Here is an 18,311-nt window from a genome sequence, read left to right on the forward strand (position 1 = left end):
CCCCTTTCATCTTTGGTATAACGCTGTTTCGGCCTCTACTTGCCCTCGGCTGTCACAACCTTGTCTTCTTCCTTGGCATTCCGGGAAATGCCAAGTATTTTCATTATGCGGCGTTGTTCTTCTTCCATTTCATGACGTTCGTTTTTTTCTTGGTGATCATACCCTAAAAGATGAAGCATACCATGTACCGTAAGAAAAACGAGTTCGCGGCGTAAACTATGCCCGTAATCAGACGCTTGGATTCTGGCGCGTTCTACCGATATAATGATATCGCCCAACATATTGATTGCCGGACCGTCTGTAATTAAAGGTTCTACGCTTTCCTGCAAAGCAAAAGAAATAACATCTGTAGGTTTATCTACATGACGATAATTTTTATTGATTTCATGAATCTGTGCATCATTCGTTAAAGTAATACTGACTTCAGCATTTTTCAGGGCGTACATTTCACCTATTTTTTCCAACGCATGACGAATATCTTTTTCAAGACATTTATCTAAGGAGAGGTTTTCTATATCACGACGAAATAAGATGTTCAACGATTGTCCTCCTGTTTTTGCGTGTTCACGTTCTCTGCATCTATTTTGACGGCAATATCCATCGCGTTGCTCGGCACAATATTCTCGATCGACAATTTCTTATGTATTGTTTCATGGCGGTTATAGGCCTCGACGATACGTGCGACAACGTCATGACGAATGACATCAAGGGAATCGAGCTCAACGACGCCTATACCACGTACTGAACGCAAAATATGGCTCGCCTCACGCAGACCGGAGGATACGCCATGAGGCAAATCTACCTGGCTCAAATCTCCCGTAATTACCATACGTGACCCAAAACCAAGACGCGTCAGAAACATCTTCATCTGATTTCCTGTTGTATTTTGAGCCTCATCAAGAATGATAAATGCATCCTCAAGGGTGCGACCACGCATATAAGCCAAGGGGGCAATTTCAATGATACCTTTGGCGAGAAGCTTTTGATATGTATCAAAACCAAGAATGTCATGCAGAGCATCGTAAAGTGGGCGCAGGTATGGGTCTACCTTGTCCTGCAAATCGCCCGGCAAAAAGCCCAGCCGTTCCCCAGCTTCTACAGCAGGACGCGTGAGGATGATACGTTCTACCTCTTTAGCACGTAAAGCAGCCACAGCCATGACAACGGCCAAATATGTCTTGCCAGTGCCTGCAGGGCCGATTCCAAAGGTAATCGAACTGCGGCGGATTGTATCAAGATAAATGCGTTGCCCAAGTGTTTTGGGGCGTACATGGCGACCTCGGCTTGTCACAAGAATCGTATCGCTGAAAAGACTATGCAGCGCCTCCCCTTTGCCGCGTTGTACTAGTCCAACACTATAGCGTACCTCATGCATTGTAATGGTTGTGCCTTGTCGATAAAGATACTGCAGTTCACGCATAATCTGTGCAACTTGACATACCAGATTTTCTTCACCATCGATTGTCAGTTCTTCGCCACGACTCACTAACCGACAATCGAAATTATCGATAAGCACCTTTAAATACTCGTCTCGTTCACCCAAAAGTGCAATTGCCTCTCGGCGATCGGCAAAAACGATTTTCTCTTCCCAAACCTTATGCAAATAAAGACTCCTCTCCCCTTGTATTCGACTTTTTCATTATACCTTGCAGTAAACAATCAAGCAATAGCACCCACATAGTCAACCTTAAATGCATAGTTGGTTGACTATGTTATATTCCTGAAATATAATGAAAAAGTCGATAAAATTTTTGAATGAAATGAGGCATCCGTTATGGCAACCCAAACTGCTGTCAAGAAACTCACACAAGAAATCTTAAAAGGGCGCCGTCTTAAGCGTGGAGATGATCTTACCATCTTTCTTGAAGCACCACTCGAGGCGCTAAAAGAAGGTGCACATGAATTGCAGAAGAAATTCTGTGGCAACCATATTGACCTCTGCACGATTATCAACGCTCGTAGCGGTCGTTGCAGTGAGGATTGTAGATATTGTGCACAATCTGCTCAACATAAGACAGGAATCGAGGAATATCCTTTTCTCTCTCAGACAGAAATCTTTGCCAATGCTCGTGCTAATGAAAAAGCAGGTATAAACCGTTTTTCCATTGTGACTTCAGGACGAGCACTCGGAGGCAGTGAATTCAAGGCTGCATTGGACTGTTACCGTACCATGAACAAACGCCTCCATATTGGATTATGCGCCTCCCATGGCCTTTTGACAAAAGAACAGTTTCATGCCTTGCGTATGGCAGGTGTCACAAGCTATCATCATAACATCGAAACATCTCGCCGTTTCTTTCCAGAAATCTGCACATCGCACACTTACGAGGATCGCATTCGCACGATTCGCCTTGCTCAGTCCGAGGGGCTTTGCGTCTGTTCAGGGGGCATCATCGGTATGGGGGAAACGTGGGAGGATCGTCTTGATATGGCAATCAGTCTTTCGGAACTTAATATTACATCCATCCCCATCAATTCACTGATGCCCATTCCCGGCACACCATTAGAAGGGCTCCAGCAGCTATCCAGCAACGATATTCTACGTACCATTGCCTTCTTCCGTTTTATCAATCCAACGGCAAACATTCGTCTTGGTGCAGGGCGAAAACTCATTGAACAGAACGGAGCTCCGGCATTTCTGCATGGTGCGTCTGCCTCCATTACAGGCAATATGCTCACTACCTCTGGCACAACAATCATCGAAGACATGAAGCTTTTAAATCGGCTTGGCCTGACAAATAAAAATGCAAATAATCAAAACCGTGCCGTACACGCTTAAAACAAAACCTTTATTCTGAATGTGATAAAAACAACGGATAAAGTCTAGCTTTTCGTAGTAAGGCAATTCTGCCCTTTTTCCCGGAGATAGCACAATTATCGCAGTCAGCTAAGATCCAAAAGATAAAATCATTCGCACGACAACTGGTATTGAAATAAATGCCAAGGGGTTGGTAGATGTTGATGACATCCTTGGTTCTTGTAATGTTGTCTAAGTTGTTAACCATGCAAAACATGTAGCAGAAACCAGAGATGTCTATTTGAAGAAAAACGAAACGCAGACGATCCTCCTGAATACACGATTTGTTCAGGAGATCATCTGCATAGAGAAAGCACGATATTTTCTAATAGTTCGGTTCTGCTTTGTCCGGTTTTTAGCAAATAATCTGCCTCAATGAGACTCAACAAAACCTCTTTCAATCTTCCTGTGGAAAAATCGGCACTTACACGACTTAATTTCGTTGCAATGAAAGGAGATAATTTCATTGCAACTCCCAGCTGCTTGCCCTTTACACCCCGTGCAATGAACAATTTGGCTTGCCAAAGTTGACGTACATGACGTACAAGAAGCGCCAGAAGTACAGGCGGATAAATACCATCTTCCACTTGGCGGCGTAGAATAGAAAGGGCCTTTTCTGCATTTTTTTCATTTATCGCATCAATCATTGCAAAAGAAGAAACTTCCGGCAATCCCGCAAAAACAGCTACCAATTCTTCTTTACCAATACGTTTCTTGGGGGTATAAAGAGCGAGTTTTTCGAACTCTCTATCCAAATAGGAGAGCGAAATTTCGTGCATCATCCCGATAGCTCCCATAAAGTAGGCATACGCCTCCGAATCAAGCTCCCTTTGCATTTCAGCGAGACGCTCGTTCAGCCAATCGCTAACATTCCAAGGGCGTAGGGCATCTGCTTCAAGAATAGAACCGATCTCCTGGATTGTTTTGTAGACCTTTCTTCTCTTGTCTGCAGCGGTATGGCAAAGAAAAATCACATAGGCATACTCCGGCATATGGGTAAGTGTTTCTAGTAAACGCTCGTCTTTTTTAGCATTATTATGTTTTTTACTGCTGTCAGCATCTTTCGTGCGAAAAAGCGGACTGTCTTGAACGAGTACGACATGTTTTTTAGAAAAAAATGGTACAGATTCAATAAGACCAATAAGTGCATCCGCATTCAGATCCCCTGAAACTTGTTCCAAACCGTTACGCAACTCTTCGCCTTTTGGAAAAAGTTTTTCAAGAAGATACTGTTTCGCTTTTTCAATATAGTAGCGTTCCTCCCCTGCAAGAAGAAATACGTGTTTAGGAGGCATTTTGCGGAGTTCAGCCATAAATGCACCGTACTTCAATCATCCACCTCATTCAATAAGATGTCAAAGCGGCTATGATCAAAATCATAGCCGCTTTTGATTTACATCACATTTTGTGGTTTACCGGAAAGATAGGCAGCTACATTTCTGAAAGCAATCACGGCACGTTTTTCCATTGCTTCTTGTGTTGCAAAGCCCACATGGGGGGCGAGAATTACATTCGGTGCATGCAGCAACGGATGATCGCCTGCAATCGGCGGCTCACCTTCAAATACATCAATACCCGCGCCTGCAATACGCTTTTCATGGAGCGCATCCGCTAATGCTTTGCTGTCAACAACAGCTCCTCGAGCAGTATTGATAAGAATCGCTGTTTTTTTCATTTTTCCAATCTCTTCCCTGCCAATCAAGCCTTTTGTATCAGCTGTTAGCGGCACATGGAGCGAGATGATATCGGATATTCGCATAAGTTCATCGAGACTCACGTAGGCAGCGCCTTCGATTTGTGTTTTATGGCGGTTGTAATAATACACATCACAGCCAAAAGCTCGAGCTAGTGCCATAGTTTTTTTGCCAATAGCACCACCTCCGACAACACCGAATTTTTTGCCGGAAAGTTCAATGCCAAGAAGCCCTGTACGTGTTTTTCCTTCCCGTACTGCCCTATCTGCCGAAAGAATCTTACGGTAAAGACCAATGGCAAGACCAATGGCAAGCTCACTTACGGCTTCATTTGCATAACCTGAACAATTGGATACGAGAATATTATGTGCCCTGCAGTAATCCATTCCTACATGGTCAATACCTGTAAATGCTACACTAAGCATCTTAAGAGATGTTAATTCCTGTAGTACATTCTCTTTGAAGGGCATATTCGCGAGCATAACAAGTTCTGCATCTTTAGCACGTGCGCCCTTTTCCGCCTCATCTTTTGGAGGCGTGTTGTAATATATCATTTCAATTTCTTGCGGGAGGTATTCCTTTTTCAAAGCCTCCGCTTGTGCCTCGCTGATTCCTAACGGTTCGGTGATTACAAGTTTCATGCAAATCCTCTCTTTCTTGAAAGTCAAGAATGCCAGGATGCGTTTATCTTGTTGCATCCAATATTGTCATATTATTATATCATATCATTTTCTCGAATTCACCCCATATTTTATACCAATCCGTTTCTTGCTGAAAATTTTCGCTCTATAGTTTTCGAAGGCAATAGAAAATTTATCTTTTCTTCCTATACATTTTAAAATGAATCATGTAAGATACTAAAGGAAATGACTTTATAAAACACTTTCAGGAGGGAGCCTATTATGGACAATATCGATAATGTCTGTGTAAATGCTATTCGCATGCTGTCGGTGGATGCGATACAAAAAGCGAATTCTGGTCATCCTGGGATGCCGCTTGGCAGCGCCCCTATTGCCTACGAGCTTTGGGCGCACCAAATGAAACATAATGGCAAGAATCCAGCTTGGGCAAATCGTGATCGTTTTATCCTTTCTGCGGGGCATGGTTCCGCTATGCTTTATTCATTATTGCATTTCTTTGGTTATGGTTTAACGCTCGATGACCTCATGAATTTTCGCCAAGACGGTTCCCTAACCCCTGGCCATCCGGAATACTGCCATACGAAAGGTGTTGAAGCTACAACAGGACCTCTTGGTGCAGGCATGGGAATGGCAGTCGGTATGGCAATTGCCGAGAAACATCTTGCGGCCGTTTTTAATAAAGAAAGCTTCCCTATTGTTGATCACTATACCTTTGCTCTGGGAGGTGATGGCTGCATGATGGAAGGAATCTCTTCGGAAGTATTCTCCCTTGCAGGCACATTGCAGCTGAACAAACTTATCATTCTTTATGACAGCAATAATATTTCCATTGAAGGAAATACAGATATTGCTTTTTCAGAAAATGTGGAAAAACGTATGGAAGCATTTGGTTTTCAAACTTTAACGGTTGATGATGGCAATAACCTTGCTGCCATCGGCCATGCTATCGAGGCAGCAAAGGCGGATAAAAATCATCCATCCTTTATTACAATAAAAACACAAATTGGTTATGGCTGCCCTGAAAAACAAGGAAAGGCAAGTGCACATGGGGAGCCCCTTGGTGCAGATAATGTTATTGCTCTCAAGGAAAACCTTGCATGGCCCGATCCCCAAAAAAGTTTCAGTATTCCAGATAAAGTTTACGCACACTATGAAAAGCTTGCCGCTCAAGGTGAAGTTGCTGAAAAAAAGTGGAACGAGCTTTTTGTTGCCTATTGCAAAACGTATCCCGAGAAAAAAGCATTATGGGAGAAGTTTCATGCCCCCATCGATACCAATACTCTCCTTACGGACAAAAAACTTTGGGATTTCGAAAACAAACCTGCCGCTACGCGCACCCTTTCAGGAAAGATAATCAATCATCTCAAGGATGTTGTACCGCAACTCTTCGGCGGTAGTGCCGATCTTGCGCCTTCCAACAAGACGAATATGGATGGCGCAGGCGATTTCAGTGACAGCACTCCGGAAGGACGTAATTTACATTTCGGTGTGCGTGAATTGGGTATGGCGGCTATTACAAACGGCCTTGCTTTGCATGGCGGGATAAAACCATATGCTGCTACGTTCTTTGTTTTCAGCGATTACATGAAACCTATGCTGCGGCTTGCGGCTCTTATGAACCTTTCGGTAATTTATGTGCTTACGCATGACAGCATCGGGGTTGGTGAAGATGGACCCACTCACGAGCCTATAGAGCAACTCGCTATGCTGCGAGCCACTCCCAATGTCAATGTTTTTCGCCCAGCCGATGCTACAGAAACAATTGCCGCTTGGTATGCAGCTATAACAAGCCAAGATACACCTACTGTCCTCGCGCTTACACGTCAGAACTTACCCCAGCTTGCAGGAAGTTCCAAGGAAGCTTTAAAGGGCGGATATATCATTTCAGAAGCGAAAGGTACCCCGGTAGGAATACTCATTGCAACAGGATCTGAAGTATCCCTTGCTCTTGATGCACAGGAAGAGCTTGCCAACGAAGGTATTGCCGTACGTGTTGTCTCCATGCCTTCGCTCGATGTTTTTGAGAAACAATCAGAAGCCTATAAAGAGAACGTATTACCAAAGGATATACGTGCACGCGTAGCCATAGAAGCAGGTGTCGATTTTGGTTGGGGACGTTATGTCGGACTTGACGGAACTACTGTCACAATGCATCATTTTGGCGCTTCTGCCCCTGCAGATGTACTTTTCAAAAAATTTGGTTTTACTAAAGAACATATCATTCTGGCAATGAAGGAAGTATTGAAAAAATAAAATCCATTCAGATTCCGGTCTACGAAAAAACATATAGAGAGCAGTCTGCAATTTTATAAAATATGGCTGCTCTCTTACTGCTAGATATTAAAACAGCCTTCTGCTATAATGGAGCCAATAAATTGAATGTCCTGTATTTATAAGGTCTTTCTTTGGCAGATATATTATACTTGAATTACAGGTGATACTGAAATGAAACGAAGAAATTCTTCTGCAGAGTGGCAGCAAACCATTTTCCGCTATATTAAGGACTTTCTGTTGCGGAAAGGGTATCCCCCTTCTGTACGTGAAATCGGCGATGCGGTTGGCCTGAAATCAAGCTCAACTGTCCATGGCTATCTTACAAAGATGGAACATGCGGGAATGATTCGTCGTGATCCTACAAAACCCAGAGCTATAGATATCCTTGAAGAGAAACCATGGGAGCGCAATGTATCCCTGCCGCTTGTCGGTGTGGTCACAGCAGGAATCCCTATTCTTGCAGAGGAAAATATAGAAGAAGTCTTTTCGTTTCCGCAGGGTCTCATTGGCACACGCAGCAAAGCTTTCGTTTTACGTGTGCAGGGGGAAAGCATGATCAATGCCGGCATCAATGACGGTGATTATGTTTTTGTCAAACAACAGGAAACGGCGGATAATAACGATATTGTTGTCGCATTGATTGATGATGGAAGCGCCACAGTCAAACGATTCTTTAAAGAAAAAGATTGTATACGTTTACAGCCAGAAAATGATACAATGGAACCGTTTTATGAAAAAAATGTCAAGATTCTCGGTAAAGTGATTGGCACATACCACCGTATTTAAGAAAAATCCTTGCAAGTCATGCAGCTTGCAAGGATTTTTTATCAGGAAATTTTCAGTCTTTTTTTTTCAGTCGCACAAATATTTGAGGAAAGATTTTCAATTTCCTCAGCAGCACCCATAACACCAAACATAACCTGTTCAAAAGTCAATCCCCCCTGCAAGTAAACATTAAATGGAGGGCGTAGTGGTCCGTCTGCACTGAATTCAATAGATGCTCCCTGTATAAAGGTTCCAGCTGCCATAATAATCTTATCTGTATAACCCGGCATATCCCATGGCTCTGGTTTAACAAATGAATCAACAGGAGAATATTTCTGGATGCCCGCACAAAAAGCGATAAGCTTTTCTGCCGAGCCAAGTTCTATGGCCTGGATAATATCCCCTCTTTTGGCATCGATCTTTGGGTAAGTCGTATACCCAAGCTTAGTAAAAATATCTGCTGCAAATAAAGCGCCCTTTATAGCTTGACAAACCACATGGGGCGCCAAAAATAGACCTTGGAAAAATAGCCGATTGTTAATAAGGGACGCTCCGAGTTCCGCCCCTATACCGGGAGCGGTCAAACGATAGGAAACTTGTTCTACAAGATCCTTCCGTCCCACTATGTAACCACCTGTTGCTGCAAGACCACCGCCAGGGTTTTTGATTAAGGAGCCTGCTATGATGTCTGCCCCCACCTGTGTTGGTTCAAATTCTTCCACAAACTCCCCATAGCAATTATCAACAAAACAGATGCAATCTGGTTTTATGCTATGAACATGTACGCAAATTTCCTGTATGTCTTTAATAAGCAATGTTGGTCTCGTACTATAGCCACATGAACGCTGGATCAAAACCAATCGGGTTTTATCGTCGATGACGGAAGCAATTTGTTCCATGGCTACGCGCTCTTCTTTTAGAGGGAGTTCCTCGTAAAGTACGCCGTATTCTTTCAAGGAACCCTGGCTGGACGAAGTATAACCAATCACTTTCTGCATCGTATCGTAAGGTGCTCCTGTAAGAGAAACCAGCTTATCTCCGGGACGTAGCAATCCCAGCAATACCGTGGCAAGAGCATGCGTACCTGAAACGAATTGCGTTCGCACAAGGGCGCTTTGTACTCCAAACACTTTGGCATAAACTTCTTCGAGTTTCATACGGCCAATGTCATCATAGGCATAACCGGATGATGTATTGAAATGAATGTCCGATACTTTGCATTCTCGAAATGCTTGAAGAACTTTCAAAGTATTTTCTTCCGCAATATGCTCAGCTATTTCGAATTTTTTTGTTAGTCTCTGCAAAGCATCTTTTTTCAATGCGAGAATTTCTTTTGAAAATGCCATAAAATAATTCTCCTCTTATATTCAAAATTCATTTCTGCGAGACAGCTTTTTGGCGCACATCACGCAACCGCTGAGTGAGATGATGCTCCAATTTGATTTCTAATTCATCAAGGTCATGGGAATCAAAGAGATAATTTATTTCGGGTATGCCACATATGCGAGCTTCCCCGAAAAACTCATCACGAAAAATATTATAATAGATGAGGAGGCCACTCTCTATGGAAAAATCTGAATAATCCAAGATGATATATGACCCATTTGTAATTTTCAGAGGTTTTTCTGAAGAAATAAACCGTTCAAATCCTTCCAACTCTGTCGGCAGACTCTTCCCATATTCCCAGCTTAGAATATGCTTGTCGTATACAATGCTGCTGACAGAAGCCGGATCAAAAGAGCAGAGTTCTGCCAATAGTTTTTCCAACAAATCATCTAAGCGTCGTTCAAATATCTCAAGCGTTGGTGCAATGAATTCAATACGGCAAAATTTTGTTAATCCTATCTGTGTGCTCAATTTGAATTCTTTTGTTTCTTCATGGTAATAGACCGAGGCAATACTATGCAGGGCTGGATTTTCATAAGAAAAAAGCAGATATGTATCGTCTTCGATTCTCATGTCATTTCGATAGAAAAACCCTTTAAAAATTTTGGGCAATTTCTGTGGATAACTCCATCCCTGAAGCATTTTCTCCATTTTTTTTATATTTTCTTCTTTCAAAATAATCGCCTCAAATACAAAAACGGAAAAGACAGGAGCTTTTCTGGTGCTCCTGTCTTTCGTTCCCTTATTTTCCCGTTCGACCACGCTTCGTTAAGGGAACTCCTTCATGGCAGAGAGGGCATTCTTCCGGTTTATAGACTTCAACATCCATATGCAAAAGAGCTGTACAAGGAACATCGCCAAAGTTCACCCTTCCGTTACTGCGATCCACCAGCATGGATACAGCAACGGGGATGCCGCCAAACTCTCGTACTACATCGATGACCTCCTTGATGGAACCGCCGGTGGTGACAATGTCTTCTACAATCAAAACCCGTTCTCCCTTTTCCAAGGTAAAGCCGCGGCGAAAAGTCATTTTTCCGCCTTCACGTTCTGTGAAGATTGCTCGTGTGCCAAGCGCCTTTCCTGTTTCATGTGCCAACAGAATCCCGCCCGTCACCGGGCCGACGACAGTATCAATCTTTTTATCTTTGAATTTTTCTGCCATAGCCGCACAAAGTTGTTGTGTATAGCAAGGATGCTGCAAGACATTGAATTTTTCTACATAATGCGGGCTGTGCAAACCAGACGTGAGGAGAAAATGTCCGTGCATCAAAGCGTTCGTTTGTATCAGCAACGCCTTGACTTCTGCTTCTGTCATGATTTCACCGTCTCCATTTCCTTCAGGATATTTTCCGCAGCATTCTTAGGATTTCCTGCAAGACGAATCGGGCGCCCTACGACGAGATGCGTCGCACCACTTCCGAGAGCAATCGCAGGTGTTGTTATACGACTTTGGTCGTTGATAGCGGTTCCGGCAGGACGAACCCCGGGCGTGACAATGAGAAAATTCGAGCCGCAAGCCTCGCGAATAGTTTCAGCTTCCATCGGAGAGGAAACAACGCCATCAAGACCAGCTTCTTGAGCGAGTCTTGCCAGATGAACCGCTTGGTCATCGAGATCGATATTCGACCACAGTTTGCTCCAATCTTTCAGGCTGATACTGCTCAAAATTGTCACAGCAACGAGTTTTGGCCGCTCTATGCCTAGTTTTTCCGACTCATCTTTCAAAGCTTCAAGCGCCTTTTCCATCATTGCGAACCCACCAGTCGCATGAACGTTGAGCATATCAACCCTCAATCGGGTTAAGACCCGCAAGGAATTAGCAACAGTATTAGGTATGTCATGCAGTTTGAGGTCAAGAAATACCTTTTTGTTGTTATCCTTGAGATACTTAATCACCTCCGGCCCCACTCCATAAAAAAGCTCCATACCGACCTTGTAAAACATCACACTGTCATCAAGCTTTTCTACGAGTTGACGCACTTCATCCATGGACTGTACATCCAATGCTGCAATCAGCCGCTCGTCTGCCATTTTCATTCCTCCTATGGACTCAATATCTTTATTGTACTATGAAATTAGAACCTCGACAAGCGTTGTCAGGAGAGATCGTCTCCCCCCCCAACATAATCTTGCAGGGCAAGAGCATAAATAAGACGCCTTTGCTGCATAAAAGATAGTACGCGAAGAACTTCCCACGCCGTATCCAAGGAGGTCAGGCAGACAATGCCATGCTCTACTGTTGCACGGCGGATCTTGAAACCGTCACGTGCCGAGCCTTTACCTTGAGTGAGAGTATTGACAACCATCTGTATTTTTCCTGTTTTAATCATTTGAATAATATCTGTACTGCGTTCATGCACCTTGCCCACTATGTCGGAATCTATGCCCACAGACTGAATCGCACGCGCCGTGCCTTCTGTTGCAGCAATCTGGAAGCCCAATTCATAGAAAGCTTTCGCTAGTTGTTTGAGTTCCTCTTTATCTTTATCTGCGACAGTAAAGAGAATTCGTCCGTTTTTAGGTATATTCATACCGGCGCTCGAAATTGCTTTGTAAAGTGCTCGAGCATAATGATAATCGATGCCCATTACTTCACCCGTCGATTTCATCTCTGGTCCAAGAGAAATATCGACATCCTGCATTTTGGCAAACGAGAATACTGGAGCCTTGACGGCAACATATGGTCGAGGCGGAACAAGACCAGAGAAATATCCCATTTCCTCCAAAGAATGCCCCATTGCAGCCCGTGTCGCCAAATTTACCATCTTGATATCTGTAATCTTGCTGAGGAAGGGAACGGTGCGGCTTGAGCGCGGATTGACTTCAATAACATAAACCTCATCATTGACAACAACGTATTGGATATTGAGCAAACCTTTCACGTGAAGATTCAATGCAAGACGTTTCGTGTAATCAATGATGGTATAGAGCACTTTTGCCGGAAGCGTCTGGGGAGGGTATACGGCAATGCTGTCACCTGAGTGTACGCCAGCACGCTCGATATGTTCCATGATGCCAGGAATGACAACGGTGATACCATCACAAATAGCATCGACTTCCACTTCCGTCCCCTGCATATAGCGGTCAACAAGAACAGGATGATCGGGTGTAACCTTGACAGCACGGTTCAAATAATCGCGCAGCTCATCTTCCTTATAAACAATCTCCATGGCTCTGCCGCCAAGAACGTAGGAGGGACGTACCATAACTGGATAGCCAATAGTCGCGGCTCCTTCAACAGCAGACTCTACATTCGTGACGCTGATTCCTTTCGGGCAGGGAATCTGTGTCTGGTTGAGAACCTCCTCAAAACGTTCACGATCCTCTGCTCGGTCAATGTCATCCACAGATGTGCCCAAAATATGTACGCCTGATTTTTGCAGAGCGGCAGCAAGATTGATGGCCGTCTGTCCGCCAAACTGCACGATGACACCCTCGGGCTGTTCCTTGTCAATGATATTCAGAACATCTTCCACCGTCAAAGGTTCAAAATAAAGTCGATCGGAAATGTCGAAATCCGTACTGACTGTTTCGGGGTTATTGTTGATGATAATAGCCTCATAACCCATTTCGCGCAACGCCCATACGGAATGAACGGAGCAATAATCGAATTCGACACCTTGCCCGATGCGGATGGGCCCCGAACCAAGAACAATGATCTTGCGCTTGTCCGTACTCACCTGCACTTCATCTTCCTGGGCATTGAACGTCGAATAATAATATGGTGTCGCTGCTTCAAATTCCGCAGCGCATGTATCAACCATCTTATAGCACGGAAAAAGCTTCATTGCCTTACGCATTATACGTATTTCGTTCATTGTGCGGCCGGAAAGTTCTGCAATGGCCTCATCCGACATGCCGATTTTTTTTGCTTCCACCAAATGCTTCGGTGTAATTTCTTCCTGTATAAGTCGAACTTCCATATCCGCAATATGTTTAATTTTACGCAAAAACCAACGATCGATTTTCGTTATAGCATAGATTTCTTCAATATCGGAAATACCACGGCGAAATGCCTCAGCGATGGCAAAAATACGTTCATCGTTGATTTTGTTCAGTGCCTTTCTGAGGGTATCGTCACTCCACTCATCCATTTCCTTCAGGTGCAGGCGCTTCACACCGATTTCTAGGGACCGCACTGCCTTCTGTATCGCACCTTCGAAGTTCCTGTCGATGGACATAACTTCGCCGGTTGCCTTCATTTGTGTGCCGAGCGTATGATCGGCAAAAACGAACTTATCGAAGGGCCAGCGAGGAAACTTAATGACACAATAGTCGATGGAAGGTTCAAAGCAGGCTTTTGTTTTTTGCGTAACGGCATTTGTGATTTCGTCCAAGGAATAGCCAATGGCTATCTTAGCCGATACCTTGGCGATAGGGTAACCCGTCGCCTTGGAGGCCAAGGCCGAGGAACGGCTTACGCGGGGGTTGACTTCAATGACATAGTATTGGTTGCTGGTTGGATCAAGTGCATATTGAGCATTGCATCCGCCTTCAATATCAAGCTCACGAATGATACGCAGAGAGGCGCTGCGCAACATTTGATAGTCATGATCGGACAATGTTTGCGACGGCGCGACAACAATACTGTCACCTGTATGAACACCCACAGGATCGAAGTTTTCCATATTGCAAACCGTAATACAATTATCCTTGCCGTCGCGAATGACCTCGTATTCAATTTCTTTCCAACCAGCGACACTCCGCTCGATAAGAACTTGACCAATCATACTGTATTTCAAGCCCTTGATGACGATTTCGATAAGCTCTTCCTCTGTTTCAGCAATACCGCCGCCCGTACCGCCCATCGTATAGGCTGGACGTACAATCAAAGGAAAACCGATTTCATTCGCAAAACCGACAGCTGCTTCTACATCATCAACGATGGTGCTTTCCGGAATCGGTTCGCCAATTTTTTGCATTGTTTCTTTGAAGAGTTCCCGATCCTCCGCCTTCTTGATTGCTTCGATACTTGTGCCCAAAAGTTCAACATTGTATTTTTCCAATACGCCTTTTTCTGCAAGTTTGACAGCCAAGTTGAGTCCAGCCTGTCCACCCAAGGTCGCCAGAAGGCCGTCCGGCATTTCTTTGGCGATGATTTCCTCTAAGAAATCTTCTGTCAAGGGTTCAATATAGACACGATCGGCAATATGCGTATCCGTCATGATAGTGGCAGGATTGCTGTTGACGAGGACGACTTCCAGCCCCTCCTCTTTCAGGGAGCGGCATGCCTGCGAGCCTGCATAGTCAAATTCAGCGGCTTGTCCTATGATGATCGGACCTGAGCCTATAACCATGACTTTCTTTAAATACTCTTTCTTCGGCATCGTTACCCTTCCTCCTTGAGCAGGGACATGAATTGTTCAAATAAATATCGGTTATCGCTTGGCCCCGGCGAGGCCTCGGGATGATACTGGACGGTAAAGATTGGAAGCTCCGTATGACGCAGCCCTTCTACAGTGTTGTCATTGACTGCACGATGCGTAATTTCAAGTGGAAGTCCCTTTAAAGAATCCGCATTAACGGCAAACCCGTGATTTTGGGACGAGACATGTACTCGATCCATAGCTAGATTTTTAACAGGTTGATTTGTCCCACGATGACCGAATTTTAGTTTATAGGTATCTGCTCCCATAGCAAGGGCAAAAATTTGATGTCCAAGGCAAATACCAAATATAGGTTTTTGGCCTATAAGTTTTTTGACTTCCGCAATGATTTCAGGAACATCCTTAGGATTCCCCGGTCCGTTAGAGAGAAAGATACCATCCGGTTCCAGCGCAAGAACTTCCTCCGCCGTTGTATATGCTGGCATGACGGTCAATTTGAAACCAAACTCATGCAGGGAGCGCAAAATATTCTGCTTGATGCCAAAATCCAGGACCGCCACATGCGGAGCGTCTTCTTGGTCCGCTTCTATGGTATAAATTTTCGGTGTGGTGACTTCCAAGACGACATCTTTCTTTATATTTTTGTCAAGAAGTTTTTTTATCTCATCCTGCTGCGTGCCTTCCGATACGATAACTCCCTTCATCGTTCCGGCTGAACGAATACGGCGCGTAACAGCACGCGTATCGACATCATGGAGGCAAGCAATCTCCTGTTTGCACAGGAAATCTGCCAATTCTCCTTCAGATTGCCAGTTGCTGCCGACATCGCAAAGTTCTGCAATGATAAACCCACTCACAAACGATTTTCTGGATTCCATAAAAGCCTTGGCTACACCATAGTTGCCAATTATCGGATACGTCAATGTAACAATTTGGCTGCAGTACGAAGGATCTGTCAAAACCTCCTGATATCCTGTCATCCCCGTATTGAAGACGACTTCACCGAAAGCTTTTGTTTCATTCAGCAACGTTCCCGTAAAAATGCTGCCATCCTCCAGTATCAATTTTCCTTTCATAGGGTTCCTTCCTCTCCGAAGGCAACAACCTTCCCATCCCGCATCACGATCCGGCCATCAACAACAGTCATTACAGCCTTCCCTTTCAAGTGGCGTCCCACAAAAGGTGAATGTGTGCCGCGCGTATAAAACTGGCTGGAATCTACCACCCATTCTTTTTCCAAATCAATCACAGTAATGTCTGCCGTTTTTCCAACTTCCAGACTCCCTGCATCGAGATGGAAAAGTTCCGCCGGGGCACAAGTCATTTTTGCTATGAGCTCCGACAGCCCCATGTGTCCTTTATGGTAAATTTCCGTTAAAAGCAGCCCTAACGTCGTTTCCAATCCAGGAAATCCGCTTGGTGCATACATATACTCACGATCTTTTTCTTCTTCTGCATGAGGCGAATGATCCGAAACAATGATATCAATCGTGCCATCTTTTAATGCTTCAAGCATGGCCGCGACATCCTTGGATTCACGCAGCGGAGGATTCACCTTTGTCGAAGAATCAAACGGGGTGACACAGTCATCTGTCAGGATGAGATGATGCGGGGTCACCTCAGCCGTAACTTTTACGCCGCGTCCTTTTCCCTCTCTGACGAGTTCTGCAGAGCGTGCAGAACTCATATGCGCGACATGTACGGGCGAATCCGCATATTCTGCCAACAAGATATCGCGCGCTACAGCTATATCCTCTGCTACCGTCGGCCGTCCTTTCATCCCCAGCATAGCACTGCAGTGTCCTTCGTTCATGACACCTTCTTCAACAAGAGAGATTTCTTCATCATGATCAATGATAATTTTATTGAAATTTTTCAGGTAATCCATGCCGTTAAGCATAACTTTAGCGGATCGTACATAATGACCATCATCCGAAAAAGCAACGGCTCCCGTTTCGCTCATATCGCCAAGTTCAGCCAATTCCTCGCCCCGTTGTCCTTTTGTCAAAGCTCCGATGATCTCGATATGAACTAACCCGATTTCCTTCGCTCTTGTTTGCAAACTTCGTATGAGGGCGGCATTATCAACCACAGGGCTTGTATTTGGCATAGTTGCTACCGTCGTAAAGCCGCCTGCGGCAGCTGCCATGGAACCCGACTGAAAATCTTCCTTTGCCTCCTGGCCAGGTTCACGAAGATGTGTATGCATATCGATGAGTCCAGGAACAAGAATTTTTCCCGTGACATCGATAATTTCTGCATCCGATGCATCTATATCCTCTGATACCTCGCTGATAATACCATTTTCAACGAGAATATCCGCTTGTTCATCCCTGTTGTTTTTCGGATCGATAACACGGCCGCCCTTAAATACCTGCTTCATTCTGTCTGCCTCCCATCAACGTCAAAGCCAGAAGTGCCATACGGATAGCGACCCCATTTTGAACTTGTTCCTTTATGGCGGAATGTTCACTGTATGCGACCTTCGGCGAGATTTCCAATCCTTTATTCATCGGACCAGGATGAAGAATAAGAACATCTTCCTTTGCAAGTTTCAGGCGCTTTTCATTCAGTCCAAAGATGCGTGCATATTCGCGCATCGAAGGAAATAGACCCGCTTTTTGGCGTTCCAACTGTATGCGCAGAACATTGATGACATCAGCTTCTTGAATGGCTTCCTCTACCTTGTCGTGTATGAAAATGCCCGGTTCTTTAGCAAGAAAACGAGGCATAAGCGTACGGGGACCGGCGAGATGAACTTCCAATCCCATCTTACGCATACCCCAAATATCTGAACGAGCTACACGGCTGTGCAGGATATCTCCAAGGATAGCAACTTTGAGTCCCGTCAGCTTTTTCTTATATTGCATGATGGTAAAAAGATCAAGCAATCCTTGGGAAGGATGTGCATGCGCCCCATCCCCTGCATTGATAATCACCGGAGAAACAACCTGCGTTGCATAAGCAGCTGCCCCCTCTGCCTTGTGACGCATGATAATGGCGTCGACTCCCATTGCCTCAACTGTCAGCAAGGTATCACGCAGGCTTTCGCCTTTGACAATGCTGCTCGTCGAAGCTGTAATATTGATGACATCCGCACCGAGATATTTTCCGGCCAACTCAAAAGACGAGCGTGTTCTTGTACTTGGTTCGTAAAAAAGTGTAACGATAGATTTGCCCCGCAATGTTGGAAGTTTCTTGATATCCCGATGAATGACATTTTTCATCCCCTTGGCATAATCCAAAATAATTTGGATCTCTTTCGAGGAGAAATCCTCTAGATCTAGGATATTTTTTCCTCGTAAAGAGACAGAATTTTTATCCAAGCAACTCACTCCTTAAAAATTCCCTATCATTCCCTCGCACGGAGAAAAAAGAAAAGCTTTCTTACGCAAGGCATAAGAAAGCTTCAATATATGGCAAG

The 18,311-nt window shown here is 44.5% G+C and carries 15 protein-coding genes; 3 read left to right on the forward strand and 12 right to left on the reverse strand.

Annotated elements, in window-relative coordinates; all coding sequences use genetic code 11:
* Window positions 1-35: 35 nt before the first annotated feature.
* Window positions 36-539, reverse strand: a complete 504-nt coding sequence (gene ybeY, locus ACRTGH_RS10765; protein WP_438474339.1) for an rRNA maturation RNase YbeY — start codon at window positions 537-539, stop codon at window positions 36-38.
* Window positions 536-1,603 (reverse strand): PhoH family protein, encoded by a 1,068-nt coding sequence (locus ACRTGH_RS10770; protein ID WP_368846036.1) that lies wholly within the window; start codon window positions 1,601-1,603, stop codon window positions 536-538. Before ACRTGH_RS10770 ends, ybeY begins: the two co-directional genes overlap by 4 nt.
* 171 nt (window positions 1,604-1,774) lie before the next feature.
* Between ACRTGH_RS10770 and bioB the strand changes: the two genes are divergently transcribed.
* Complete coding sequence (gene bioB, locus ACRTGH_RS10775; protein ID WP_368846035.1) at window positions 1,775-2,779, forward strand: biotin synthase BioB; 1,005 nt, start codon at window positions 1,775-1,777, stop codon at window positions 2,777-2,779.
* 314 nt (window positions 2,780-3,093) lie between these two features.
* On the opposite strand, the gene holA is transcribed toward bioB, so the two are convergent.
* Together holA and ACRTGH_RS10785 are read right to left on the reverse strand one after the other, a co-directional pair.
* Entirely contained in the window at window positions 3,094-4,128 is a 1,035-nt protein-coding gene (gene holA / locus ACRTGH_RS10780; protein WP_368846034.1) for a DNA polymerase III subunit delta, read from the reverse strand.
* Between the two features lie 62 nt (window positions 4,129-4,190).
* A complete protein-coding gene (locus ACRTGH_RS10785; protein WP_368846033.1) occupies window positions 4,191-5,132 on the reverse strand; it encodes an NAD(P)-dependent oxidoreductase in 942 nt (313 codons plus the stop codon).
* A 261-nt stretch (window positions 5,133-5,393) separates the two neighbouring features.
* On the opposite strand from ACRTGH_RS10785, the gene tkt reads away from it, so the two are divergent.
* Together tkt and lexA are read left to right on the forward strand one after the other, a co-directional pair.
* Window positions 5,394-7,385 carry a transketolase gene (gene tkt / locus ACRTGH_RS10790; protein WP_368846032.1) on the forward strand — a complete coding sequence of 664 codons (1,992 nt, stop codon included), beginning with the start codon at window positions 5,394-5,396 and terminating at the stop codon, window positions 7,383-7,385.
* Between the two features lie 192 nt (window positions 7,386-7,577).
* A complete protein-coding gene (gene lexA / locus ACRTGH_RS10795; RefSeq protein WP_368846031.1) occupies window positions 7,578-8,192 on the forward strand; it encodes a transcriptional repressor LexA in 615 nt (204 codons plus the stop codon).
* 41 nt (window positions 8,193-8,233) lie between these two features.
* Here the strand turns inward: lexA and ACRTGH_RS10800 are convergent, their stop codons facing one another.
* The 8 genes from ACRTGH_RS10800 to ACRTGH_RS10835 form a co-directional block, all read right to left on the reverse strand.
* The gene (locus ACRTGH_RS10800) at window positions 8,234-9,517 is read right to left on the reverse strand and encodes a methionine gamma-lyase family protein (protein ID WP_368846030.1); all 1,284 of its coding nucleotides are present in this window, start codon (window positions 9,515-9,517) and stop codon (window positions 8,234-8,236) included.
* Between the two features lie 28 nt (window positions 9,518-9,545).
* Entirely contained in the window at window positions 9,546-10,319 is a 774-nt protein-coding gene (locus tag ACRTGH_RS10805) for a hypothetical protein (protein WP_368846029.1), read from the reverse strand.
* Window positions 10,300-10,875, reverse strand: a complete 576-nt coding sequence (pyrE, locus tag ACRTGH_RS10810) for an orotate phosphoribosyltransferase (protein ID WP_368846028.1) — start codon at window positions 10,873-10,875, stop codon at window positions 10,300-10,302. The genes ACRTGH_RS10805 and pyrE overlap by 20 nt, the downstream gene beginning before the upstream one ends.
* Complete coding sequence (gene pyrF / locus ACRTGH_RS10815; RefSeq protein WP_368846027.1) at window positions 10,872-11,591, reverse strand: orotidine-5'-phosphate decarboxylase; 720 nt, start codon at window positions 11,589-11,591, stop codon at window positions 10,872-10,874. Before pyrF ends, pyrE begins: the two co-directional genes overlap by 4 nt.
* Before the next feature lie 65 nt (window positions 11,592-11,656).
* A complete protein-coding gene (gene carB / locus ACRTGH_RS10820) occupies window positions 11,657-14,887 on the reverse strand; it encodes a carbamoyl-phosphate synthase large subunit (RefSeq protein WP_368846026.1) in 3,231 nt (1,076 codons plus the stop codon).
* Window positions 14,888-14,889: 2 nt separating this feature from the next.
* Window positions 14,890-15,963, reverse strand: coding sequence for a glutamine-hydrolyzing carbamoyl-phosphate synthase small subunit (gene carA, locus ACRTGH_RS10825; RefSeq protein WP_368846025.1), 1,074 nt, complete (start codon window positions 15,961-15,963; stop codon window positions 14,890-14,892).
* A complete protein-coding gene (locus ACRTGH_RS10830; protein WP_368846024.1) occupies window positions 15,960-17,270 on the reverse strand; it encodes a dihydroorotase in 1,311 nt (436 codons plus the stop codon). The genes carA and ACRTGH_RS10830 overlap by 4 nt, the downstream gene beginning before the upstream one ends.
* Window positions 17,254-18,213 (reverse strand): aspartate carbamoyltransferase catalytic subunit, encoded by a 960-nt coding sequence (locus ACRTGH_RS10835; RefSeq protein ID WP_368846023.1) that lies wholly within the window; start codon window positions 18,211-18,213, stop codon window positions 17,254-17,256. Before ACRTGH_RS10835 ends, ACRTGH_RS10830 begins: the two co-directional genes overlap by 17 nt.
* Between the last annotated feature and the right edge of the window lie 98 nt (window positions 18,214-18,311).

It is taken from the genome of Selenomonas oralis, from assembly GCF_051603425.1.
Taxonomy (GTDB): domain Bacteria; phylum Bacillota; class Negativicutes; order Selenomonadales; family Selenomonadaceae; genus Selenomonas; species Selenomonas sputigena_A.